The following is a 23,894-nucleotide window of genomic DNA, read 5'->3' as shown; positions in this document are numbered from 1 at the left end:
ACGCACAGTGGCTAATAGTGATAAAAAATACAGCTAACTCACGCAGACCACTAACCCTGAAAGCAGCAACCCGGCATCGACCCCGACCACTAACCCCGAAAACCCCGCGCAACCCAACTCCACCCCCGACCACGAACCCTCAAGACCCCAAACTCAAACCCCGAGTGCGAACGAAAGCATTCACGGCTCTTCGCCGTAACCGCCACCCCCCGGCGTCTGGATGACAAAGACATCGTCGGGATTCATCTGCGCCTGATGCCTCGCGCCGAACATTTCGCGCTCTGTTTCGCCAACTCGCTCGACCCAGTTCACACCGGCCGCACCCGGTTTACCACCGGCCAGCCCGAACGGCGCGACACGGCGCCGGTTGGACAGGACCACCGCGGTCATCGGCGCGAGGAAACGTATGCGCCGCTCGGCACCGTCGCCGCCCGCATGCAGTCCCGCACCGCCGCTGCCGCGCCGGATCCGGAAGTCATCGAGACGTACCGGAAAGCGCCACTCGAGCACTTCGGGATCGGTCAGGCGTGAGTTGGTCATGTGCGTCTGGACCGCACTGCAACCTGCAAAGGACGGACCCGCGCCCGCACCGCCGCAGATGGTTTCGTAGTACTGGAACTGCTCGTTGCCGAACGTGAAGTTGTTCATCGTGCCCTGCGCCGCGGCCATCACGCCGAGGGCGCCGTAGAGCGCATCGGTGACGACTTGCGAAGTCTCGACATTGCCCGCCACGACCGCCGCCGGATAGTGCGGATTGAGCATCGATCCTGCCGGGATGCGAATCTCCAGCGGCTTCAGGCAACCGGCGTTAAGCGGGATATCGTCGTCCACGAGCGTGCGGAACACGTACAGCACGGCCGCCTTGCAGATCGCCGATGGCGCGTTGTAGTTGTTCGGTTGTTGCGCGCTCGTGCCCTCGAAGTCGATCACGGCCGAGCGCGTTTCGCGATTGATCGATACCGCCACCACGATCTTCGCGCCGTCGTCGAGGGCGTATTCGAAGCGGCCGTCTTTCAACACCGAAAGCATCCGTCGCACGACTTCTTCCGCGTTGTCCTGCACGTGCTGCATATAGGCACGCACGACGTCCAGACCGAACTGCCCGCACATGCGTTCCAGCTCCTGCGCACCCTTCGTGCAAGCGGCAACTTGCGCACGCAGATCGGCGAGGTTCTGCTCGACGTTGCGCACCGGATATTGACCGGAGCTCAGCAGATCGCGGATCTCGCGTTCGAGGAAACGCCCTTGCGCCACGAGTTGCACGTTGTCGAGCAGCACGCCTTCCTGATCGACATGCGTGGAGTCCGGCGGCATGGAACCGGGCGTGATGCCGCCGATATCCGCATGATGCCCGCGTGCCGCGACATAGAAGGTCGGCGTGCGGCTGGTGTCGACGAACACCGGCATGATGACGGTCACGTCGGGCAAGTGCGTGCCGCCCGCGTAGGGCGCGTTGAGGACATAGACATCGCCGGCTTGCATGGTGCCCGCACGACGCTCGATGATCGTCTGCACGCTTTCGCCCATCGATCCAAGGTGCACCGGCATGTGCGGCGCATTGGCAATGAGGTTGCCGCCGGTATCGAAGAGCGCGCACGAGAAGTCGAGCCGTTCCTTGATGTTCACCGAGTACGAGGTGTTCGCGAGCGTCACGCCCATCTGTTCGGCAATCGACATGAACAGGTTGTTGAAGACTTCAAGCAGTACCGGGTCGGCTTGCGTACCGGCTGCGTGACGATTGACGAGCGCCGTCGTCCGTTCGACGACAAGATGATTGTGCTTGCTCACCACGACTTGCCAGCCAGGTTCGATCACTGTCGTTCCGGTACGCTCGTTCACGATCGCCGGTCCGTCGATACGCGCGCCCGGCGCCAGCGCGTCGCGGTCGAAGACGGGCGTGTCGCGCCATTCGCCGCCCGAGAAAATGCGCGTGGTGGCGAGCGCTTCCGGATTCACCGACGCGTGAGCAGCCAGCGGCCATTGTTCGTCCTCCGCGTCCTGCGTGCGGCCGATTGCTTCGACCGCGATGGCTTCGATGATCAGGGCCTTGTTCGGCATGAGGAAGCCATAACGCGCGCGATACAGGCTCTCGAACGTCGCTACGATCTTCGCGGGTTCCATCGAGAAGTCGATTTCGAGTGCGGTATCCGTGCCGTCGTATTTGATATGCAGTGTGCGCCGCAACGCGATGTTGCCGGCGGGGATGCGTTGCCCGGCGACTTCGTTTTGTGCCGCCGCTTCGAGCGGCTCGAATGTCTGATCGCAAGTGGCGAGAGCCTCCCGATCGAGCGGCGTTTCGAGCGCCTGCTGACGCAGTGCGCGGACATCGGCGAGACCCATGCCGTACGCCGACAGCACGCCCGCCAGCGGATGGATGAAGACGCGAGTCATGCCGAGCGCATCGGCCACGAGGCAGGCATGTTGACCACCCGCGCCGCCAAAACACGCGAGCGTATATTTCGTCACGTCGTAGCCGCGTTGCACGGAGATCTGCTTGATCGCGTTCGCCATGTTCTCGACAGCAATCTTCAGGAACCCTTCCGCAATTTCTTCTGGCGTTCGCGCAACGCCGGTTGCGGCCTCCACCGCCGACGCCACTCCCACAAACTTGCGTTGCACGACATCGGCGTCGAGCGGCAGGTCGCCTTCCGGCCCGAATACGCGCGGGAACCAGCGTGCGCTGATCTTGCCGGTCATCACGTTGCAGTCCGTCACGGTCAATGGACCACCACGTCTGTACGACGCCGGTCCCGGATTCGCACCCGCGCTTTGCGGCCCGACGCGAAAACGGGCACCGTCGAAACTGCAGATCGAGCCACCGCCCGCCGCGACCGTGTGGATCTTCATCATCGGCGCACGGATGCGAACGCCCGCCACCTCTGTCGCAAACTCGCGTTCGTATTCGCCTGCGTAATGCGTGACGTCGGTCGATGTGCCGCCCATGTCGAAGCCGATGATCTTGTCGAAGCCAGCCAGCTTCGATACCTGCGCTGCGCCCACAATACCGCCTGCCGGTCCCGACAGGATGGCGTCCTTGCCCTGAAAGCGGTGGGCGTCGGTGAGGCCGCCATTGCTCTGCATGAACTGCAGTGGCACCGCGCCTAGATCGCTTTCGACCTGCCCGACGTAGCGGCGCAGGATGGGCGACAGGTACGCGTCGACCACCGTGGTGTCGCCTCGCGATACCAGCTTCATCAGCGGACTGACTTCGTGACTGACCGAAATCTGCGTGAAGCCGATTTGTTCCGCGAGGTCCTTGAGCTTCTGTTCGTGCGTGGTGTACCGGTAGCCGTGCATCAGCACGATCGCGCAGGAACGGATGCCGCTATTGAAGGCGCTTTGCAACGCCCGGTGCGCCTGTTCGACATCGAGTTCGCGCACCACTTCGCCACGCGCCCCGATCCGTTCATCGATCTCGACGACCTGTTCGTACAGCAGCGTCGGCAATTCGATCTGGCGCACGAACAGCTTCGGCCGGCTTTGATACGCGATTCGCAGGGCATCGGCGAAACCTTTCGTGATCGCGAGCACGGTTGGCGCACCCTTGCGTTCAAGCAGCGCGTTGGTCGCGACCGTCGTGCCCATCCGTACGCTATGGATGAGCGCTGCCGGCACGGTTTCGCCGCTCGCGATGCCCAGCAATTCGCGGATGCCATGCACGGCGGAATCGCGATACCGCTCAGGGTTCTCCGACAACACCTTGTGCGTAACGATGTGGCCGTCGGGGCGGCGCGCGACGATGTCGGTGAACGTGCCTCCGCGGTCGATCCAGAATTGCCAGCGGCGCTCTTGCGGGACGGGGGTGGAAACAGCCTGCTTCATGACAATGAGATCCAGTTATAAAGGATGACTTAGGATATGAGTTTTGCGCCGCGCGTTTCCGGCAACGTCAGCGCGGCCAGAATGACAACGCCATACGCAGCTGCTGCGAACGTTCCAATCGCAATGCCCAGCGACATTTTCTGTGCGACAAAGCCGATCAGGAACGGAAAGGTCGCGCCGACTGCACGGCCGAAGTTGTAGCAAAAGCCCTGACCGGAGCCGCGAATGCGCGTGGGGAACAGTTCGGTCATGAACGCACCCATCCCGGCAAAGATTCCCGATGCAAAGAAGCCGAGCGGGAAACCGAGGACAAGCAGCAGGCCGTTGCTCATCGGCACGCGGGTATAGACGAGCGCGATGATCATTGAGGCAAGCGCGAATACGATGAAATTCAGCCTTCTGCCGAAGCGGTCGCTGAGAAACGCGCCGCACAGATAACCCGCATACGATCCCGCGATAACCACGGCGAGGTAACCGCCCGTGCCGACCACGCTCAGGTGCTGCTCGGTCTTCAGGTAGGTCGGCAGCCACGTGGTAATGGCGTAATAACCGCCCTGCGTGCCGGTGGCGAGAATGGCTGTGCGCAGCGTGGTCAGCCAGATGCCTGGGGCAAAGATCTCGAGGAAAGAGCTACGGTCGTTGGTTTCCAGTTCGCGTTGTTTCTGTTGCTTGTGGACTTCGGGTTCATCGACAAGACGGCGGATCAGGATTACGAACGGCGCGGGCAAGATTCCGAGCGCGAACAGCGCCCGCCACGCGATGTCGCCGGGGAGGAACGAAAACACCAGCGTATAGAGACCTGCTGCGACTGCCCAGCCGATCGCCCAGCCCGCTTGCACCATGCCTACTGCCTTGCCACGGTCACGCGGCCGGATCACCTCGCCAATCAACACCGCGCCCGCGGTCCATTCGCCGCCGAAGCCGAAGCCCATCAAGCCGCGCGCGACCAGCAACTGCGTGTAGTTCTGAGCGAATGCGCAGACGAGCGTGAAGAACGCGAACCAGAGGATGGTGATCTGCAGCGTCTTCACGCGGCCGATGCGATCCGACAGGATGCCTGCCACCCAGCCGCCGAGGGCGGACGTCAGCAGCGTCACCGTGCCGATCAAACCGGCTTCGCCTTTGCTCAGGCCCCAGGTTGCGATCAACGTGGGGATCACGAAGCTCAGGAACTGCGTATCCATGGCGTCGAGTCCGTAGCCGATCTTGCAGCTCCAGAACGCGCGCTTTTCGCTTGTGGTCGTATGTTTGTACCAGCCGAACATGCCGCCGCTGGCGGGTTCATCGGCCAGCGCTTCAACTTGCGTACTCGCATAGCGTGCTTCGGTATTCATGGGTTTCTCCAGGGTTCGTGATCGGGCGCTCAGAGCACGGCGAGCGATGCGTTGGGAATATCGGTCATGAGCATGTGACCCGGCCGGTGCGCGATCGCGAACGGCAAGCGCGCGCTTTCGATGGCGCTTTGCGGGGTCACGCCGCACGCCCAGAACACAGGTATCTCGTGCTCGTGGATCGAGACGGGTTGGCCGTAGTCGGGTTGCATCAGGTCTTCTATGCCGAGCACTGCCGGGCTGCCCAGATGCACCGGCGCACCATGGACCGATGGAAACCGGCTCGTGATCTGGACCGCGCGGACAGCGTGCGCGCCACTCATCGGACGCATGGAGACGACGAGCTTGCCGCCAAACGGCCCAGCCGGCTGATTGGCAATGTTCGTGCGATACATCGGCACGTTGACGCCTTCGTCTACGTGGCGCAGCGGGATGCGTTCGCGCGCCAGCATCTGCTCGAACGAGAACGAGCAGCCGATGGCAAACACCACCAGGTCGTCGCGCCAGAGTTCGACAATGTTGTCGGGCTGCTCGCACAGCACGCCGTCGCGATACACGTTGTAGCCGGGCACATCGGTGCGGATATCGAGGTCGCGGCCGAGCGTGGGCACGTTCCACTGACCCGGTTCACCCACGCCGAGCAGCGGACATGCTTTCGGATTGCGCACGCAAAAGCGCAGGAAATCCTCAGCGTAGACGCTTGGGACGATGGCGAGATTGGCTTGCGCGAATTCGCCGCAATGACCGGCCGTCGGACCGGTAAAACGCTTGCTGCGAACTTGCTGGCGGAAGAGATGCGGCATGGCTTCAGGTCCCTACGGTGCGTTGAGATAGGCGATGAGATGCAGGTTAGGGGCGAAAAAATAGCTGCGCCAGCGAGTTATTCCGCTCGTATGCGTTAAGGTTTTCTTAACAGATTCATGGGGGTTTTCACGTAGTCGGCCTAGCGCGATTGGCTTGATGAATGGGTACCAGGCAAGGCTATATGCCTTTATCCATGATGTTTTATCGCGCAAAGGAAGAAGAATCAAAATGCATCGGCCGCTCGCAAATACCCTCCACAAAACAGCGATTGCGCAGACACGTTTTTTTGGCGGAGTTAATAATTCCTCCGGGCTGCCGATAAGCGAAACAGCGGGCGCGTTCTCCTGCAACTCTCTTGTTCGCAGTTCCTTTCAATTGGAAAACAAAAAATGAACCGTCTGTCCTTGCGTCAGAAGTTATGGATGCCGCTGATTCTTTCGTGGTTCGGCCTTCTGACGCTGACTGTCTGGCACGCTTACCAGACGCGTGATTTGCAGTTGTCGGAGCGTCACCGCGATCTGGGCGATATTGTCGCGATGTCGTATTCCATTGCTGCCGGCCTCGACAAACTTGCGCAAAGCGACAAGATGTCCGCCGACGCCGCGAAGCAGGAAGCGATCGCGCGGATCGGCGACCTGCGGTATGACGGCGGCGGTTATGTGACCATCGTCGGTGCGAATTCGGTGATGGTCATGCATCCCATCAGCCCGAAGCTGAACGGCAAGGACATGTCGGACTGGAAGGACGCGAAGGGCAATGCGCTCTACAAGGCGATAGCCGCGGCGGGCAGTTCGCCGGAAGGCGCGGGCTTTCTTGAGTATTGGTGGCCGAAACCGGGCGAGACGGAACCGAGCTCAAAGCTCGGTTATACGAAGCGCTACAAGCCGTGGGACTGGGACCTGATTGCAGGCGCGTATCAGGACGATATCCAGGCCGCGTTCTACCGCACGCTCTGGCATTCGTTCCTCATGCTGTTAGCGCTCGGCGCGGCAATTTCGCTGTTCGCGTCGCTGGCGATCAAGAGCGTGCGCCGCTCGCTCGGCGGTGAACCTGCCGCCGCTGCGGAACTTGCGCGGCAAATTGCATCGGGCGATCTGACGGGGCGCATCGACGTGACGACCGGCGATACGGAGAGCGTCATCTCGGCCATTGCACATACACGCGACAGTCTGGCGGGCACGGTATCGCGCGTGAAAGACGCCGCCGACGCCATCAAGCTCGCGGCAGCGGAAATTGCCTCCGGCAACGCGGATCTGTCGAGCCGGACCGAGCAGCAGGCAGCCTCGCTTCAGGAGACCGCGGCGGCGATGGACGAGATCACCTCCACCGTGAAGGCGAATGCCGAGAACGCGTCGCAAGCGAGTCGGGTGGCGGCGAGTGCATCGGCGGAAGCGGTGCGGGGCGGTACTGTGGTGGGTGATGTGGTCGAGAACGTGCGCGCCATCGCAACGAGTTCGAAGCAGGTCGCGGAGATCACGTCGGTTATCGACGGCATTGCATTCCAGACGAATATTCTCGCGCTGAACGCGGCAGTGGAAGCGGCGCGCGCCGGTGAAAACGGCCGTGGTTTTGCCGTGGTGGCGGGCGAAGTGCGCAGCCTCGCGCAACGCAGCGCGGCGGCGGCAAAAGAGATCCGCGTGCTGGTCGATGCATCGCTGACGCAGATCGAAAACGGCGCGGGACTCGCCGAAAACGCAGGCAAGGCGATGGCCGATATCGTCACGGCGGTCAAACGCGTGACGACGATTGTCGAAGACATTGCGATGGCGTCGAACCAGCAGAGCGTAGGCATTGAAGAGGTCAACCGGGCCATCGCGCAGATGGACGGCACCACGCAGCAGAACGCGGCGCTGGTGGAACAAGCAGCGGCCGCGGCGAGTTCGATGAACGACCAGGCGCTTCGTCTTGGCGAGGCCATGCAGTCATTCCGGCTGACGCCTGCATGAATACACGCTTCCTCGAGACCTTCGTGACGCTTGCCGAACTCGAAAGTTTTCGGGCGACCGCGCGTGTCCTGCACGCCACGCCCGCGACGATCTCGCTACGCATCAAGTCGCTCGAGGACGAGTTGAAGACCGAGCTGGTCGATCGTTCTTCAACGGCCTTCCGCTTGACGACTGCGGGGCAGAGCCTGCTCGGGCTCGCGAGGAACGTGGTGGACGCCGCCCGCGCGTTGCGAGAGGCGGCGGGTCAGGAAGTGGTGGTGGGCGGCAAGCTGCGGCTGGGAGTGATCGAAACGGTCGTCCATAGCTGGCTGTCGCACTACATCACGTATCTCAACGCGAACTATCCGAAGCTCGACGTCGATCTCACCGTCGATTCGAGTTCGGTGCTGCAGCGCCGTTTGCTGAGCGGCGAACTCGATCTTGTCATCCGCGTGGAAGGGATCGACAGCACCAAGATTGCATCGAGTGCGATTGCGAGTTACCCGGTGCGCTGGATCGCGCGACGCGGGCTGTTGTCGCGACGCGCGGCAGGACTTGCGCTGCGCGTTTTGCAGCGGCCTATTGTTACGTTCGGCCGTGGCACGGCGCCCCAGGTAGCGCTGGAGAGCATTGTGCATACGCTTGCGCGGCAGGAGAACATGCGGCCGGAACAGACGCGCATTACCTGCTCGCCGTCGGTGGCGGCGATCGTTCAACTGGTGCGCGACGGGTATGGCGTTGCGGGTATTCCCAGTCTTTTCGTTGCCAAGGAACTGCAGAGTGGCGAGTTCGTCGAGCTGCCGCTGAAACCTGTTCCGCCGCCGATCATCGTGTCGCTATGCAAGCCCGTCGACGCCAGCGTGATGGTGAACGCCGCAGCCAATGCAGCGCACGTTGCGTGTTCCGCTTACTCCAAGTCGATCAAAAAAGACTTCCTGGAAGGGCTTTGACGTTAAGGCGCCGAGTGTGCCTTGCGCTGGAACACTACCGTTGGCTTGCCTTTGTAAGGCGTCGTACGGCTTTGCGCGAAAGCGCATTTCCTGGCTAGCGCAAGCGAGGCCGCGTTCTCCGGCGAGATGATGCAGACCACCTCGGCTTCGGGCCAGCGTGTATCTGCCCACTGCAATGCAGCGCGTACGGCTTCAGTCGCGTAACCCTGTCCTTGCGACGACACCGTCAGCATCCAGCCGATCTCCGGCGCTTCATCGAATGCCGGGTCGATACCGCGCTTGTATTGCCCGAAGCCGACTTCGCCCAAGAACTTCCCGCTGTGCTTCTCGCTGACCACCCAGTAGCCGAATCCCATCAACGCCCAATGCCCCGCGCTCCGAAGCAGGCGCGCCCACGCTTCTTCCTTCGTGAAGGCGCTACCGGTGACGTGGCGCACGACCCTGATGTCGGACCACATGGTGAAGATGTCGTCGAAATCGCTGTGTTGCGGAGGACGGAGGATGAGGCGCTCTGTTTCTAAAACGGGTGTGGATTCGGGCATGGTTAAAACACAAGAGCATGGGTAGAACAGGGCGCGCCGTTCACAGCACTACCTGAAGGGAACAAGGAATATAACCGCTCGGATCGGGGCCGCAAAGCGCGAATGCAGGTAGCTAACCGATGAGTCGCGCATCGTCAGTGTTCTAAAAAAGTGCTCACCGTTCGGCACAAATCGCGCTATCCGTCGAAATTTTTGCGCGGTTACTGTCGTCGCACCGGTTCGGTGAGCGCCACTGGGCGCCGATATAACCGGCACTTCGAACTACGACGAGCCAGACGACCATGACAGAGTTGCACGATCTCAGCGCGCGGGAAGTTGCTGCGCGCTACGCCGCTAAAACCCTCACGCCGGTGGACTACATCGAGGCTGTACTGGCGCACGTTGCCCTCTGGGAGCCGCATGTGAATGCGCTCTACGCGTTCGATCCCGATGCAGCGCGCCATCAGGCGCAAGCTTCCGCACGCCGCTGGGCCGAGGGCGTCCAGCTCAGCGCAATCGACGGCGTGCCGGTGACGCTGAAGGAAATGATCGCGACTGAACGCGACCTCGTGCCGCAGGGTTCCGCGGGATCGAGACCGCGGCCGGCCAGCGCCGATTCGCCCGTCGCCGCACGTATGCGCGAGGCCGGCGCAGTAATCCTGGGTAAGACCACGGCGCCGGATTTCGGCATGTTGTCGTCGGGACTGTCGAGCCTGCACGGCGTCACCCGCAATCCGTGGCAACTCGCGATGAACCCGGGCGGCTCGAGTTGCGGCGCTGCGGCCGCAGCAGCGGCCGGCTACGGGCCGCTGCACGTCGGCACGGACATCGGCGGCTCGGTGCGGTTGCCGGCTGGCTGGTGCGGGCTGGCGGGATTCAAACCATCGCATGGACGCATTCCGATCGATCCGTATTACACCGGCCGCTGCGCCGGCCCGATGACGCGCACTGTCGACGACGCCGCGCTCCTTATGCAATTCCTCTCGCTGCCCGACTGGCGTGACGCGACGAGCCTGCCGCCCGAGCCCGTCGACTGGACGATCGAGCCCGCCGATGTGCGTGGCTTGCGCATCGGCCTGATGCTCGATGCCGGTTGCGGCCTCGACCCTGAGCCCGAGATCGTGGCGGCGGTGCGCACGGCAGCGGATCTGTTCGCGGCGCACGGTGCGGAGATCGTGCCGGTGGCCCCGGTGCTCGACCGCGCGATGCTCGATGGCCTCGACCGCTTCTGGCAAGCGCGGCTCTGGGGCGAACTGGAACGCCTGACCGAGACCGAGCGCGCGCGTGTGCTGCCTTATATCGTCGAATGGGCGGGGCAGGGCGTGAACGTGTCGGGCGTGGAGGCGGTGCGCGGTTTCGGCCGGACCTTCGAGATGCGCGCTACGACCGCGCGTCTGTTCCAGCACGTCGACGCGGTGTTGTCACCCGTCAATCCCATCGGCGGTTATTCCGCCGAGTGGGCAAGTCCCACCAACGACCCGCGCCTCCCGTTCGAGCACATTGCGTTCACGGTCCCCTGGAACATGGGCGAGCAGCCGGCGTTGTCGGTCAATTGCGGCTTCACGGCGGGCGGCATGCCGATCGGTTTGCAGATTGTCGGCCCGCGCTTTTCCGATCGCCGCGTGCTTCAGCTTGGCAAGGCCTACGAGAACTGGCGGCCCGCTGCGCCGCACTGGCCCGCACCGCCCCATTGACGCGCTCTTGATGGGCTCATGCAGCGCCCTGTAAAGCACCTCGCATTCCGTTTCGATGTTCGCCCGATGCGCCCCTCCGGCCGCAGCGCTTCGCTGCGTGCGCCCGGCTGGCCATGTGTGTTTTTAACGAAGGACATGTCATGTCAGATTCGATCCAGACAACCTATACCGGCGACGACGTCAGTCCCGCCGGCACGCGCCCCGATGCCGCGAGCGCACGCCGCAATGTGGTGGCGGTTGCGCTGGGCAACGCCGTCGAGTTCTTCGACTTCGGCACTTACGCGACCTTTGCCGTGATGATCGGCCACACGTTCTTTCCGGCGAAGAGCCCGTTCATCAGCTTGCTGCTTTCGGTGTCGGTGTTCGGGCTTGGATTTGTCGTCAGGCCGCTCGGTGCTGTGCTGATCGGCGCTTATGCCGACCGCGCGGGACGCAAGCCCGCGATGATGCTCACGCTCGTACTGATGGCGGTAGGCACCGGCGCGATCGCGGTGTTGCCGGGTTATGAAACGCTTGGGATCGCCGCGCCCATCCTGCTGGTCGTGACGCGGCTGGTGCAGGGGCTCGCCTGGGGTGGCGAGGCCGGTCCCGCGACCACGTACATCCTCGAGTCCGCGCCGCTGGACCGCCGTGGCTCCTATGCGTGCTGGCAAGTCGCGACACAAGGTTTCGCGGCCGTGGCAGCCGGTTTGACCGGCTACGGGCTCGCCGTCACGCTGCCCGAACAGGCGCTCAACTCATGGGGCTGGCGTGTGCCGTTCGTGTTCGGCCTGCTGGTGCTGCCGGTGGGCATCTATATCCGCCGGAGGCTTGCCGACACGATCCAGGAGCACGACGCGCCGACCTCCACGCGCGAGATTCTCCGCGAACTCAATACGTCGCATCGGCGGCCGATTGTCATCGGCTTGCTGATCCTGCTCGGCAGCACGATCACGCAGTACTTCCTCAACTACATGACGACCTTCGCGCTCACCGAGCTGCACCTGCCGGGCCGTGTAGCGATGCTCGCGACGCTCGTCACCGGCGCTGCTCTTGCCGTGTTCGCGGTCGTGGGAGGACGGCTGTGTGACCGCTTAGGCCGTCGCGCAGTGCTGATCTGGCCGCGCGTCCTGCTGCTCGCACTGATCTTTCCCGCGCTGAACCTGATCGTCTCTCACCCGACGCCGCTGGTCTTCCTTTCCACCATCACGGTCCTCTCGGCGCTGCACGGCATGAGCGGCGCGGCGCTGATCGTGTTGATCGTCGAGAGCTTCCCTTCGCGCGTGCGTTCCACGGGCTTCTCGATCGTCTATGCGGTCGCGGTGTCGGTGTTCGGCGGCACGGCGCAACTGATCATCACCTGGCTTATCGGGACCACCGGGAACCCGATGTCTCCCGTCGCGTATCTGCTCGCGGCGAACGCTATCTGCATCGGCGCGGGTTTCATGGCCGCCGAGACGAAACCGGCGCGCGCCGGGCAATAACGGTTACATCACCACACGCTAAGGCATCGACATGAAACTAAAACGCAAGGGAAAATTCGCGCGTCTGGGGCTCGCCGCGCTGGCTGGCGGACTTGGCAGCGCGGCTGCGCATGCACAGAGTTCCGTGACGCTTTACGGATTGCTGGACGCCGGCCTGCAGTACAAGACGCACGCGAATGCAGCGGGCGATTCGACGGTCACCTCGACTAACGCGGGCACGTCCTATCCGTCGCGCTTCGGGCTGCGCGGCAGTGAGGATCTGGGTGGCGGCTGGCATGCGATTTTCAACCTGGAGAACGGGTTTTCGCTGAGCAACGGGACGCTGGCGTCGTCGGATACGTTGTTCAACCGGGTTGCGCTGGTCGGATTGAGCGGGCGCTACGGCACGTTCACGGCGGGGCGTCAGTACAGCGTGCAATACGACAAGACGGTGTTCTACGAGCCGACGCTCTTTAACAACTATTCCATCTTCTCGCTGAACATGATTCCCTCGGCGACAGTGCGGCTCAACAACTCGGTCAAGTACCTGTCGCCCGACATGAGCGGACTGAACGTGGAGGCCATGTACAGCTTCGGTCAACAGATCGCGGGCAACTCGGCAGCGGGGCGTTACTGGGGCGCGGCAACGGAATATGTGACGGGCAATTTTTCGGCGCGGGTCGGCTACGAAGAGGTGCGCGGCACGGTGAGTGGGACCGTCGACCAGTCGAACCTTGTTGATCGAAGGGCTAGCGCTGTAGCGCGCTATGGCTTTGACAAGGTCGTTATTTCAGGCGGCGCGGTGGCGGTGCGCGGTTCGCTGCAGGCATCGCCGGACGGCAACCTCTACTGGCTCGCCGCTTCCTACATGCCGAACCCTGCGCTCAAGCTCGTGCTCGAAGGTGGGCGTTATTACTACCAGCACGAGGCGGGACGGCCGACGCTTTTCAACGCCACCGCGCTTTACTGGCTGTCGAAACGCACGACTGTCTACCTCACCGGCGGTTACATGATCAACGGCGGCGGCAGCGATTTCGGCGTCAACAACTACACGACCACTGCGCTTCCCGGCCAGACTCAACTGGCCCTGGGAACGGGCCTGATCGTCCGGTTCTGAGCCACGTTTTGCTTACGGCGATGGTGCGGGCTCGGCTGCGGGATGCACCGCGGACGCGTATCGCGCCATCGCTGTTTGCAGCATGTCGAGACACTTGCGTACAGCAATCGATGTGGGACGGTAACGGTACACGCACAGTTCGACGCGGATCTGGCGCAGGTCGGGATCGGTGATGGTCACGGCGTGCAGGCCGTCTTCGCAGCCGGTCTCGTCGAGAGCGAACTGCGGCAGGATCAGGAGCGCCGCGCCTTGTCGCGCGAGCGCTTTTTGAGTCTCCAGCGAGCACGTGGTGAAGGCCGGATTCAGCGTGATGCCGCTCGCTTTCGCCACGCGATCGAGTGCTTGCCGCACGCCAAACGCGGAGTCGGGAATCGCCAGCGGCTGGTCGACGAGATCGGCGAGCGTGACACTCTCGCGCTGGCTGAACGCATGATGCGGCGACACCAGCACGCGATGCCAAAGCTCGCAGTGCGCATGCACCTCGACGTCGGCGCGTTTGGGCAGATAGAAACCGAGACCGATGTCGGCCTCGCCGCTGCATAGCGCTTCCAGCGTGCGTTGCGCACTCGCAATAACGATGTTGAAGCGGATCTTGGGGTAGTGACGCGCGAACTCGGCAAGCACGGGCGCGAGCAACCCCGACACCACACCCTCGGATGCATACACCGACACCGAGCCGACTTCGAGCTTGTGCCGGTCGGCGATCAGCGTGCGCACCTGATCGAACTCCCGCAGCATGAACTCCACGCGTTCCGCGAGAAACTCCCCTTCGATCGTCAGGCTGATACCGCGTGGCCCGCGTTCCAGCAGCGCGACTCCGAAGTAGTGCTCGAGTTGTTCGATCTGCCGGCTGATCGCGCTCGGCGCGACGTGCAGTCGCTCGGATGCCTTGCGTAACGACGAACTGTGGGCGAGTTCCTGAAAGTAACGCAGCGTGCGAAGTTGCATTGAGTGGTCCTTTGCAACGGTGAGCGGGTTTCGATGTGGCGAAAATACGCCGTCTCGTAGTTTCGACCGCCAATAAAGCAGTCGCGAGCAGTTTCGCTGGATTGATGCGGGAGATGTTTCGGCGGGGATGAGGCGCGGCAACCGGCTAGCTAACGCCCGAGGCGAAATGATTCAGCATTCCGAAGTTATCGTTTCGTGCAGTGTTTCGGACCCTACGGCAAATGCGGTTTTGACGAGGGTCGGGGTGATGCCTGCAACGTCGGTCCAGGCCCGACGCTCAAACCATCACACCGCTATGCTCCGACACCAGCATCTCGATCAACTCGCTCAGATCGCGCGTTGCCTCATTGCGCATGGTGGGCGCCACATGCAGCTCCAGTTCCGCGGGTGGCAGGGCTGGCAACCCGTGCGTCTCGTCGAACGTGCGCCAGCATGCGGGCAACGTACGGCGATCAATAATCGTCACCGCCGCACCATGATTCACCGCAATACGGATTCCCGTCGGGCTCTGGCTCGTGTACACGAGGTGATAATCGCGCCCGATCGCAGTCAGCGCTTGCAACCCACGTTGCCGGTACGTACAACTTTCATCGAAGAGCGCGAGCGGTATCGGCGCATCCGTCGGCAATACAAAATCGCGATGCGCCGCCCACACCAGTTCCTGACGCGCCAAGGGTTTTCCCCCGGCACGTTCGCCGTGCCGCACCACGAGCGCCAGATCGAGTTCCCCCGCACCCAGCCGTTCCAGCAACTCCAGCGACGTCCGGCAATGAATATGGGGCCGGGCGCCCGGGCGTAACGCATAAAACGCCCGTAACAATTCCGGCAGCCACAGCTCCGCATAATCCTCCGGCAACCCGAAACGAATCACGTTGCCGCGGCTGCCCCGCGTCAGCGCGGCGATCGCGTCGTTTTGCACCTGCAATATCCGCCGCGCGTGGATCAGGAAATTCTCGCCGTCGCTGGAGAGCGCGAAATGACGGCTATTTCGCATGAAGAGATGCGCGCCGAGCCGTTCTTCGAGCGTCCGGATACGCAGGCTGATGGTCGATTGCGTACGATGAAGCTGCCGTGCCGCCGCCGTAAAACCGCCGCTTTCAGCCACGACGACAAACGCTCGCACCAGTTCTGCATCGAGTGAAGCGATCTTCGACCAATCGGGTTCGCTAATGGAATCCATCGGAAATACTCGCTTTCCAAAAGAAATTGGCCGCCAAAAGATCGGGCCGTCGTTCGCAGATTGTTGTTGAAGTCGACTCGTAAATCCACTCGCCAAAATATCGATTTGGAGCCTGCCGTGGTTCTCTCCGTTTTACTTGCCGATGCTGAATGCCTGGATCTCAGCGATATCGTCAACACCGACCGCTATCCCCTGCACGACCCGGACAGCCCCCGCCTGAACGATCTGGTGGCGGCCTGCCGCGCGGAGCTGGCAGCGAGCGGCAGCGCGGTGCTGCACGACTTCCTGCGCCCGGAAGCACTGGAGCGGGCGCGCAACGAGGGTCGCGCCCTTGCCGCCAAAACCTACTTTTCAACTCGTAAGGTCAACGCTTACTTTACCGCCGACGACCCCGCGCTGTCCGAAGCGGACCCGCGCCGCATCTTCATGGACCGCACCAGCGGTTTTGTGACACGCGACCTGATTCCGGCGGATGCCATCGTGCACCGTATCTACGTAGCCCGGGCGATGAAACGCTTCGTCGCGGCCTGCCTGGGGGAAACACGGGTCTGGGAATACGCCGATCCGTACGCGGGCCTGGTGCAGAACGTGATGCCGCCCGGCACCGAGCAGCCATGGCACTACGACACGAACGAATTCATTGTTTCGATGATGACGCAGCAGCCCAGCGCCGGCGGCGACTTCGAATATTGCCCGAACATCCGCTCGCCGCAGGGCGAAAACTACGAAGGCGTTGGCCGCGTGGTGCGCGGCGAGACGCGCGAAGCCATCAACGTCATCACCTTGCGTCCGGGTGACCTGCAGTTGTTCAAGGGCCGTTTTTCGCTGCACCGCGTCACGCAGGTGGCGGGTGAAATCGAGCGTCACACTGCCATCTTCGCGTACTCGCAAAAGCCTGGCGTGATTGGACGGCTCGAACGGACACGCCAGTTATACGGCCGTGTTTCGGAAGCGCATCTGGAAGCCGAGCAACGGCTGGTTCGCGCCGATAGCCTGGTCGATTAACCCCATAAGAAAAGAACCCCACATGTCGATTATTCGCCCCACCCATCTCCCTGAAGATTGCGAACCCACACAGGTAGAAATTGCACAGATCCAACGCGAGCGGCTTGCCGCCGTGCGTCGTGAGTTGAAGAAGCGCGATCTCACCGCGGCCGTCTTGTTCGACCCGACGCATATGCGCTACGCCACCGGCTCGCGCAACATGCAGGTCTATTCGATGCGCAACCCCGCGCGCTATGCGTTCGTGCCGGCCGAAGGCAAGGTCGTGCTGTTCGAATACGCGGGCTGCGATTTCCTGGCAGAAGGCCTGGACACCGTCGATGAAATCCGCCCCGCCACAGCCATTTCCTATTACTTTTGCGACGACATGCTTCGCCAGGTCACCGAGCGCTGGGCTGACGAGATCGATGAGCTGGTGAAACAAAGCGGCGGCGGCAAGCGCATCGCTATCGAAAGTGCGACGTCCGCTGCGGCGTTCGCGTTGCAGGCGCGCGGCTATCAGGTCTCCGATGCACAGGAGCCGCTCGAACGCGCACGCGCTATCAAGGTGCCGAACGAGATCAAGATGATCCGCGCGTCGCTACGTGCGGCCGAGGAAGGCGTGCGCAAGCTGGAAGCGGCGCTCGTGCCGGGCATCAGCGAGAACGAGCTGTGGGCGCATCTTCATCAGCACATCATTGCAACCGATGGCGACTACATTGAAACGCGCCTGATCAGTTCAGGGCCGCGCACGAATCCGTGGTTCCAGGAAAGCAGCCCGCGCAAGATCCAGTCGGGCGAGCTGGTCGGACTCGACACGGACGTGGTCGGCCGCTTTGGTTACTACGCGGATTTTTCGCGCACGTTTCTTTGCGGCGATGTGGCGGCGACGGACGCGCAAAAGAATCTCTACCGGCTCGCTTATGAGCAGATTCATTCGAACATGGAGAACGTGCGCGCCGGCACGACGTTCCAGGAATTCATTGCAAAGGCGTGGAAGATTCCCGAGCCGTATCGCGCACGCCGTTATTTTGCGCTTGCACATGGCGTCGGCATGACGGGCGAGTATCCGTACATCGTGCATAGAGAGGACAACGAGGCCAAGGGTTACGACGGCGTGATCGAGCCCGGCATGACGCTGTGCATCGAGAGCTACATCGGACACGAGGCCGGCGGCGAAGGTGTGAAGCTTGAAGAGCAGGTCTACATTCGCGACGACGGACGGGTGGAACTGCTCTCCGATTATCCGTTCGAAGCGCGGCTTCTGGCCTGAATCCGATACGATCGGATAGCCGCGCGTCGTAAACATCGACAACAAACCAACTCCCCATAGGTGCAAGACGATGCTCAAACGATTCTTCAAAGCAAGCCTGTCTGCGCTGGTCGTGGTCGCAGCCACCGCCGGCACTGCGCACGCCGCTGGAACCTTCTGCAGCTCGGGAAAGACCGTGCACTTTGCGGGCATTACGTGGGAAAGCGGCGCATTCGCGACAGAAGTGCTGCGCCAGATTCTTGAAAAGGGCTACGGCTGCACCACTGACGTTGTTCCCGGCAGCACGGCCGCCACCGAGACCGCGCTGGCCAGCAACGACGTGCAGGTATGGGCCGAACAATGGACCGGCCGCAGCGAGATCACGTCCAAGGCGGTCGCCGCTGGCAAGGTCAAACTGGTGGGCGACACGCTGCCGGGCGGCACGAAGGAGGGCTGGTTCGTGCCTGAATACGTGATCAAGGGTGATGCTGCACGCAACATCAAGGCGAGCGCACCGGGTCTCGTTTCTGTCACCGACTTGCCGAAGTACAAGTCCCTGTTCGCGGACGACGAAGAACCGGAGAAGGGCCGTTTCCTGAACTGCCCGACCGGCTGGGATTGCGAACGCGTGAACACGCGCTTGCTCAAGGTGCTTGGGCTCGACGCGTCTTATACCAACTTTCACCCGGGCACCGGCGCAGCACTGGATGCATCGATTGAATCGGCGTATCAACGCGGTAAACCGTTGGTGTTTTATTACTGGGGACCGGCTGCATTGATGGCGAAATACAAGTTCGTCGAACTCAAGATGCCGTCGTATAACGACGCCTGCTGGAAGACCCTGCGCGACGAAAGCAGCATGCAGCAATGTGCATCGTCGTACATGGTTTCGCACGTGACGGTGGGCGTGTCGACGCCGTTCAGCGAAGCCGAACCGCAAGCCATGGCTCTGTTCTCGAAAGTCAGCTTCCCGATGGACTTCCTGAATAACACGATCCTTGAAATGAGTTCGAAGAAACTCGATGGCTCGGCCATGGCCACCACGTTCCTGCGCACGCACCCAGAGATGTGGAAGACGTGGGTGCCGGCCGATGTCGCGGCCAAGGTGCAGGCCAAGCTGGGCAGTTGAAAACGGGAACCCGCGCGACCCTTCTCTAGACGAGTGAACCATGACGTCCATCTTTCCGCATCTATCGCTTGCTGACCCGATTAACGACAAGGTCGCATTGCTGGTCCAGAACTATGGCGATGCCTTCCACTCGTTCAGCCTGGTCGTATTGAAATATCTGCTGGTGCCGCTGGAAAGCGGCTTGCGGATCACGCCGCCGTGGCTGTTGCTGATCTTCGCCGGCGTGCTTGCGTGGCACGCCACCCGCAGGCTTTCGGTGGCCGCGTTGTTTGTGCTGCTGCTCTACGCGATTGGCGCGTTCGGGCTCTGGGACAAGCTGATGCAGACGCTCGCGCTGATGCTCGTGGCGACCGTGCTGTCGATCATACTGGGCGTGCCGCTCGGCATCCTGTGCTCGCAAAACCGCTGGGTGCGCCGCACGCTGTTGCCCGTGCTCGACGTGATGCAGACGCTGCCCAGCTTTGTCTACCTGATACCGGTGCTGATGCTCTTCGGACTCGGCAAGGTGCCGGCCATCTTCGCGACGGTGATCTATTCGCTGCCGCCGCTGATCCGGCTCACGGACCTCGGCATTCGTCAGGTCGACGGCGACGTGGTGGAGGCGGCGCGCTCCTTTGGCACGACACGCTGGCAGATGCTGATAGGCGTGCAGTTGCCGCTGGCGCGGCCGAGCATCATGGCTGGCATCAACCAGACCACCATGATGTCGCTCTCCATGGTCGTGATCGCATCGATGATCGGTTCACGAGGCCTGGGCGAAGACGTGCTGGCCGGCATCCAGACGCTGGATGTCGGCAAGGGCATGCAGGCGGGCATAGCGATCGTCATCCTGGCGATTGTGATCGACCGGATCTCGCAGGGTTACGGGCAGGAGCGGCGCGCACGGATGGCGCTTAGCGCGAATAGAAGGGCGCGTGTGCAGGCTCGCCAGAGCGTTCGCAGCGCCGATCTTGGCGATCCTGAAACCGCGGGCGAAGCGGCATCGCGTCACGTCTGACCATCAGCCCAATCTTCTTGCGTGGAGCGCGAACATGACAGCTATCCGAGTCAGCAATGTCTACAAGATCTTCGGGCCGTCGATGACCCATGCACGTGTCATCGACATGCTCCGCCACGGCGCGTCGAAGGCGGACGTGCTCGCCGACAACGGCTGCAACGTCGGCCTCAATAACATCAACCTGAATATCGAAGCGGGGCAGATCTTCGTGATCATGGGCTTGTCCGGTTCGGGCAAGTCCACGCTCGTGCGCCACTTCAACCGGCTGATCGATCCAAGCGCGGGCGAGATCGTGATCGACGGGAAGAACATCTTGTCGCTCAACGCGGCGGGGCTGCGCGAGTTCAGGCGTCATCGGGTCAGCATGGTGTTCCAGAACTTCGGGTTGCTGCCTCATGCAACGGTGCTGGAGAACGCGGCGTATGCATTGCGTGTGCGCGGCGAGCGTCACGACGCAGCGAACGAGAAGGCCCGGACGTGGCTCGGCAAAGTGGGCCTCGACGGTTACGCCGACAAGTTTCCCGACGAGCTATCGGGCGGGATGCGCCAGCGCGTGGGGCTTGCCCGTGCGCTCGCAGCGGACACGGAGGTGTTGCTGATGGACGAAGCATTCTCGGCGCTCGATCCACTGATCCGAACCGAAATGCAGGATCAGTTGCTCGAGTTGCAGAGGACGTTGAACAAGACGATTGTCTTCATCACGCACGACCTGGACGAAGCATTGCGGCTCGGCACACAGATCGCGATCCTGCGCGACGGCGAACTGGTGCAGCAAGGCACGCCCGAGGACATCGTGCGTTTTCCCGCGAACGACTATGTTCGCCGTTTCGTCGAGCGACGCGCCGATCGCGTCGCGTAACCCGGTCAGTAAGCAGGTTTGACTGAGAGCAGGACAGGGCCCGTATCACGGGCCCTGGTTACACACGCCCATACCGGGCGATGAATAAAAAGCATCAATAAAAGCGTCATAAAAAAAGCAGGTCCACACCGGCGACACGCCGGGTTTACGGTTTCGGAGCCATCAATGAAAAAACAAGCAATCTGCATGACTTTGTCATGCCTGTTCGTCGCGGGCGCGCATGCCCAAAACAGCGTGACGCTCTATGGGGTAATCGACGAGGGGTTCGACTATACGAATAACGTCAACGGCAAAAAGGATTATGAATTGCAGAGCGGCTACGCGCAGGGCAGCCGCTGGGGATTGAAGGGAGCAGAAGACCTGGGCGGTGGCGTCAAGGCGATCTTCACACTCGAAAATGGTTTTAACGTGAACAACGGACGGTTGGGCCAAGGCGGGCTGGAGTTCGGCCGGCAGGCTTTTGTGGGCCTGAGCGACGCCACCTACGGAACGGTCACGTTGGGCCGTCAATACGATTCAGTGGTCGACTTTCTCGCGCAGACAACCGCTAACGGAAATTGGGCGGGTTATCTGTTCGCGCATCCGTACGATAACGACAATACCGACAATTCATTCCGCGTGAATAACACGGTGAAATACACGAGTCCGACGTGGGCCGGTTTTCAATTCGGCGGTATGTATGGATTCAGTAACGTGGCCGGAGGTTTTGCCAACAATCGTTTAATGAGTGTGGGCGCGCAATACACCTACGGCGGTTTGCTGATTGCGGCGGCGTATTTGAATTCGGACAATCCCTCGGGCACGGCGAACGGCGCCATCCCGACGACCGACCAGAACTTCCTCGCGCAGCGTCTGCGCATCTTCGGGGCGGGCATCAATTACACGATGGGCAATGCCACGGTCGGCTTTGCATACACCAACACGAACCTGTCCGATCCGACTTCCACTACCTACATCTCTGGATCGATCGTGCCAGTGGGCGGGTCCATATCGTCGCTCAAGTTTAATAACTTCGAGATCAACGGCAAGTATCAATTTACGCCGGCGTTTTTTGTCGGCGCACAGTATGTCTATACGCGCGCTACCGATAACGCCAGCATCGGCACCAGCCATCCGAACTATCAATCGGTGGGGTTGATGGCCGACTACTTGCTGTCCAAGCGTACCGATTTCTACGCTCAGGCTGCGTTCCAGTCGGTCGGCGGAGACAAAACCGGGACTGCGCTGGATCAGGCCTACGTTCCGGGTGCGGCGGATGCGTCGTCTACGTCGAAGCAGGTTGTCGTGCGGCTCGCGATACGGCACAAGTTCTGAGTGTGAGGTGTTCCCGAGTAACGGCGGTTCGCCCGGGAACACGGTCAATCTCGGCTCACGGCGCAAACCTCACATCTTGACGACGTCCATCACCGTCTTCTTCTTGTCCTTGAATTCGTAGATGGTGATGGCTGCGTCCTTCAGGTCGCCATGCGGATCGAAGGCGATACGGCCGATCACGCCGTCATACTGAGTCGATGGCATCGCGGCAAGAATCCTGGTCCGCTCGGTCGAGTCGGCGCGTTTCATCGCGTTGTAGATCACGTAGACGGCGTCGTAGGTGAACGGCGCGTACGCATCTATAGGCGTCTTGAAACGAGTAATATAACGCTTTTCGAAGTCCTGTCCCTTGGGCATCTTCGAGAGCGCGAGCCCTGCTTCTGAACACGTCACGTTGCCGATAGCATCGCCGGCCAGATCGATCATCTTGTCCGTGCAGGCGCCATCGCCGCCCAGCACCTTCGCTGTTATCCCGAGGTTTCCCGCTTGCTTGGCCAGAGGTCCCGCAGTCGCGTCCGAGCCGCCGTACATGATGACGTCGGGACGCAGACCCTTGATCTTCGTCAGGATCGCGCGAAAATCAGTTGCCTTGTCGTTGGTCGCTTCGCGCGTGACGATCGTGCTGCCCTTCGCCTTCGCGGTTTTTTCGAATTCATCGGCGAGTCCCTGACCGTAGGCCGTGGAATCGTCGACGATCGCAATCCGCTTCGCATGCAGCGAGTCGAGTGCGTAATGGGCGAGCGCCGGTCCCTGGAGCGCGTCGGTAGCGACTACGCGAAACGCGGTCTTGTATCCCTGCAGGGTGTACGCGGGGTTGGTCGACCCTTGCGAGATCTGCACGATGCCCGCTTCGCTATAGATCTTCGACGCCGGAATGGAGACGCCCGAATTGATGTCGCCCACGACGGCCACCACGCCGTCGTCAACGAGCTTCTGCGCGACCTGCGTGCCGGTGCGTGGATCGGCGGCGTCATCCTGGGAATCGAGCTGGAACCTGACTGGCTTTCCGCCGATCACGGGATGCTGGCCGTTGATCTCGTCGATAGCCAGCCGGGCCGCATTCTCGCTGTCCTTGCCCATGTGGGAGAGCTGCCCGGTCAGCGGTGCGGCGTGGCCGATCAGGACCACGGCGGGATCGGCGGCGAAGCTGGGTGCGCTTGTCGTCAGGAGAACCGCGGTGGCCAGGGCGGAGCAAGCGGGAAGCGAGAGACGAAGCGTGCGGGAAGAGGAGGTCACGAGCGGATCCTTCGGTGTCGAGGGTGAGCGGAAAACAGGCGTGTGCTTGCGCGGCAAACACGGGCTGCGGATAAGGCTCAGTATTCGAAGGCCAATTTGTCTCGTCCAACGACTAATTGTGTTGGCCGGCAATAAACAAATCTTGTGTCTGGCTCAACGGCTCGGGCCGTGCGTATGCCCAGCTCGGCTGGGTCCAGCCGGATCGGACGGCGGCGCCTGGGCGTACCACAGCATGCCGGAGCGCCTTCATCCGATAAGAAGAATAGAGGCGAGAGGAGGGCGTTTACGATAACCGCGCTCCCCCCCGCTATGGCAAACTTGCCCCATGGGCGTGGGCTTTGCGGTGAGCGCCGCGCACAGCGAACTCGAGGGAGACGGAGGTTTGCCGGAGC

At 61.9% G+C, this 23,894-nt stretch carries 18 protein-coding genes; 11 read left to right on the top strand and 7 right to left on the bottom strand.

Annotation, left to right across the window (positions count from 1 at the left end; genetic code table 11):
- Nucleotides 1–180: 180 nt before the first annotated feature.
- The 3 genes from M0D69_RS21740 to M0D69_RS21730 are packed head-to-tail and all read right to left on the bottom strand — an operon-like array spanning nucleotide 181 to nucleotide 5,956.
- Nucleotides 181–3,822, bottom strand: a complete 3,642-nt coding sequence (locus M0D69_RS21740; RefSeq protein ID WP_301783972.1) for a hydantoinase B/oxoprolinase family protein — start codon at nucleotides 3,820–3,822, stop codon at nucleotides 181–183.
- Between the two features lie 29 nt (nucleotides 3,823–3,851).
- Nucleotides 3,852–5,156: an MFS transporter gene (locus tag M0D69_RS21735; RefSeq protein WP_301783971.1), complete on the bottom strand. Its 1,305-nt coding sequence runs from the start codon at nucleotides 5,154–5,156 to the stop codon at nucleotides 3,852–3,854.
- A 29-nt stretch (nucleotides 5,157–5,185) separates the two neighbouring features.
- The gene (locus tag M0D69_RS21730; RefSeq protein WP_301783970.1) at nucleotides 5,186–5,956 is read right to left on the bottom strand and encodes a putative hydro-lyase; all 771 of its coding nucleotides are present in this window, start codon (nucleotides 5,954–5,956) and stop codon (nucleotides 5,186–5,188) included.
- Between the two features lie 390 nt (nucleotides 5,957–6,346).
- Between M0D69_RS21730 and M0D69_RS21725 the strand changes: the two genes are divergently transcribed.
- Nucleotides 6,347–7,903 (top strand): methyl-accepting chemotaxis protein, encoded by a 1,557-nt coding sequence (locus M0D69_RS21725; RefSeq protein ID WP_301783969.1) that lies wholly within the window; start codon nucleotides 6,347–6,349, stop codon nucleotides 7,901–7,903.
- Nucleotides 7,900–8,832 (top strand): LysR family transcriptional regulator, encoded by a 933-nt coding sequence (locus M0D69_RS21720; protein WP_047848709.1) that lies wholly within the window; start codon nucleotides 7,900–7,902, stop codon nucleotides 8,830–8,832. The genes M0D69_RS21725 and M0D69_RS21720 overlap by 4 nt, the downstream gene beginning before the upstream one ends.
- A gap of 2 nt (nucleotides 8,833–8,834) precedes the next feature.
- Here the strand turns inward: M0D69_RS21720 and M0D69_RS21715 are convergent, their stop codons facing one another.
- Nucleotides 8,835–9,374 (bottom strand): GNAT family N-acetyltransferase, encoded by a 540-nt coding sequence (locus tag M0D69_RS21715; protein ID WP_301783968.1) that lies wholly within the window; start codon nucleotides 9,372–9,374, stop codon nucleotides 8,835–8,837.
- A 281-nt stretch (nucleotides 9,375–9,655) separates the two neighbouring features.
- Between M0D69_RS21715 and M0D69_RS21710 the strand changes: the two genes are divergently transcribed.
- From M0D69_RS21710 to M0D69_RS21700, 3 genes are all read left to right on the top strand, one after another.
- Nucleotides 9,656–11,047 carry an amidase gene (locus M0D69_RS21710; protein WP_301783967.1) on the top strand — a complete coding sequence of 464 codons (1,392 nt, stop codon included), beginning with the start codon at nucleotides 9,656–9,658 and terminating at the stop codon, nucleotides 11,045–11,047.
- 140 nt (nucleotides 11,048–11,187) lie between these two features.
- A complete protein-coding gene (locus M0D69_RS21705) occupies nucleotides 11,188–12,510 on the top strand; it encodes an MFS transporter (RefSeq protein WP_301783966.1) in 1,323 nt (440 codons plus the stop codon).
- Between the two features lie 31 nt (nucleotides 12,511–12,541).
- Nucleotides 12,542–13,606, top strand: a complete 1,065-nt coding sequence (locus M0D69_RS21700) for a porin (protein ID WP_301783965.1) — start codon at nucleotides 12,542–12,544, stop codon at nucleotides 13,604–13,606.
- A 12-nt stretch (nucleotides 13,607–13,618) separates the two neighbouring features.
- Here M0D69_RS21700 and M0D69_RS21695 read toward each other — a convergent pair whose 3' ends face one another.
- Nucleotides 13,619–14,554 carry a LysR family transcriptional regulator gene (locus M0D69_RS21695; RefSeq protein ID WP_301783964.1) on the bottom strand — a complete coding sequence of 312 codons (936 nt, stop codon included), beginning with the start codon at nucleotides 14,552–14,554 and terminating at the stop codon, nucleotides 13,619–13,621.
- 277 nt (nucleotides 14,555–14,831) lie between these two features.
- Entirely contained in the window at nucleotides 14,832–15,734 is a 903-nt protein-coding gene (locus tag M0D69_RS21690) for a LysR substrate-binding domain-containing protein (RefSeq protein ID WP_301783963.1), read from the bottom strand.
- Between the two features lie 60 nt (nucleotides 15,735–15,794).
- Here M0D69_RS21690 and M0D69_RS21685 point away from each other — a divergent pair, with 60 nt between their 5' ends.
- From M0D69_RS21685 to M0D69_RS21660, 6 genes are all read left to right on the top strand, one after another.
- A complete protein-coding gene (locus M0D69_RS21685) occupies nucleotides 15,795–16,739 on the top strand; it encodes a hypothetical protein (protein ID WP_301783962.1) in 945 nt (314 codons plus the stop codon).
- Nucleotides 16,740–16,761: 22 nt separating this feature from the next.
- Complete coding sequence (locus tag M0D69_RS21680; RefSeq protein ID WP_301783961.1) at nucleotides 16,762–17,988, top strand: Xaa-Pro peptidase family protein; 1,227 nt, start codon at nucleotides 16,762–16,764, stop codon at nucleotides 17,986–17,988.
- A gap of 70 nt (nucleotides 17,989–18,058) precedes the next feature.
- Nucleotides 18,059–19,096, top strand: a complete 1,038-nt coding sequence (locus tag M0D69_RS21675; protein WP_301783960.1) for an ABC transporter substrate-binding protein — start codon at nucleotides 18,059–18,061, stop codon at nucleotides 19,094–19,096.
- Nucleotides 19,097–19,136: 40 nt separating this feature from the next.
- Nucleotides 19,137–20,093: a proline/glycine betaine ABC transporter permease gene (locus tag M0D69_RS21670; RefSeq protein WP_301783959.1), complete on the top strand. Its 957-nt coding sequence runs from the start codon at nucleotides 19,137–19,139 to the stop codon at nucleotides 20,091–20,093.
- Between the two features lie 34 nt (nucleotides 20,094–20,127).
- Complete coding sequence (locus M0D69_RS21665; RefSeq protein WP_301783958.1) at nucleotides 20,128–20,952, top strand: glycine betaine/L-proline ABC transporter ATP-binding protein; 825 nt, start codon at nucleotides 20,128–20,130, stop codon at nucleotides 20,950–20,952.
- A 165-nt stretch (nucleotides 20,953–21,117) separates the two neighbouring features.
- Nucleotides 21,118–22,266 (top strand): porin, encoded by a 1,149-nt coding sequence (locus M0D69_RS21660; protein WP_301783957.1) that lies wholly within the window; start codon nucleotides 21,118–21,120, stop codon nucleotides 22,264–22,266.
- 69 nt (nucleotides 22,267–22,335) lie between these two features.
- Here M0D69_RS21660 and M0D69_RS21655 read toward each other — a convergent pair whose 3' ends face one another.
- Complete coding sequence (locus M0D69_RS21655) at nucleotides 22,336–23,451, bottom strand: branched-chain amino acid ABC transporter substrate-binding protein (RefSeq protein WP_301783975.1); 1,116 nt, start codon at nucleotides 23,449–23,451, stop codon at nucleotides 22,336–22,338.
- Between the last annotated feature and the right edge of the window lie 443 nt (nucleotides 23,452–23,894).

Source organism: Caballeronia sp. SEWSISQ10-4 2, assembly GCF_030464885.1.
Lineage (GTDB): Bacteria > Pseudomonadota > Gammaproteobacteria > Burkholderiales > Burkholderiaceae > Caballeronia.
The sequence above is the reverse complement of the archived record's forward strand: the minus strand, read 5'-3'. Positions and strand labels throughout refer to the sequence as shown.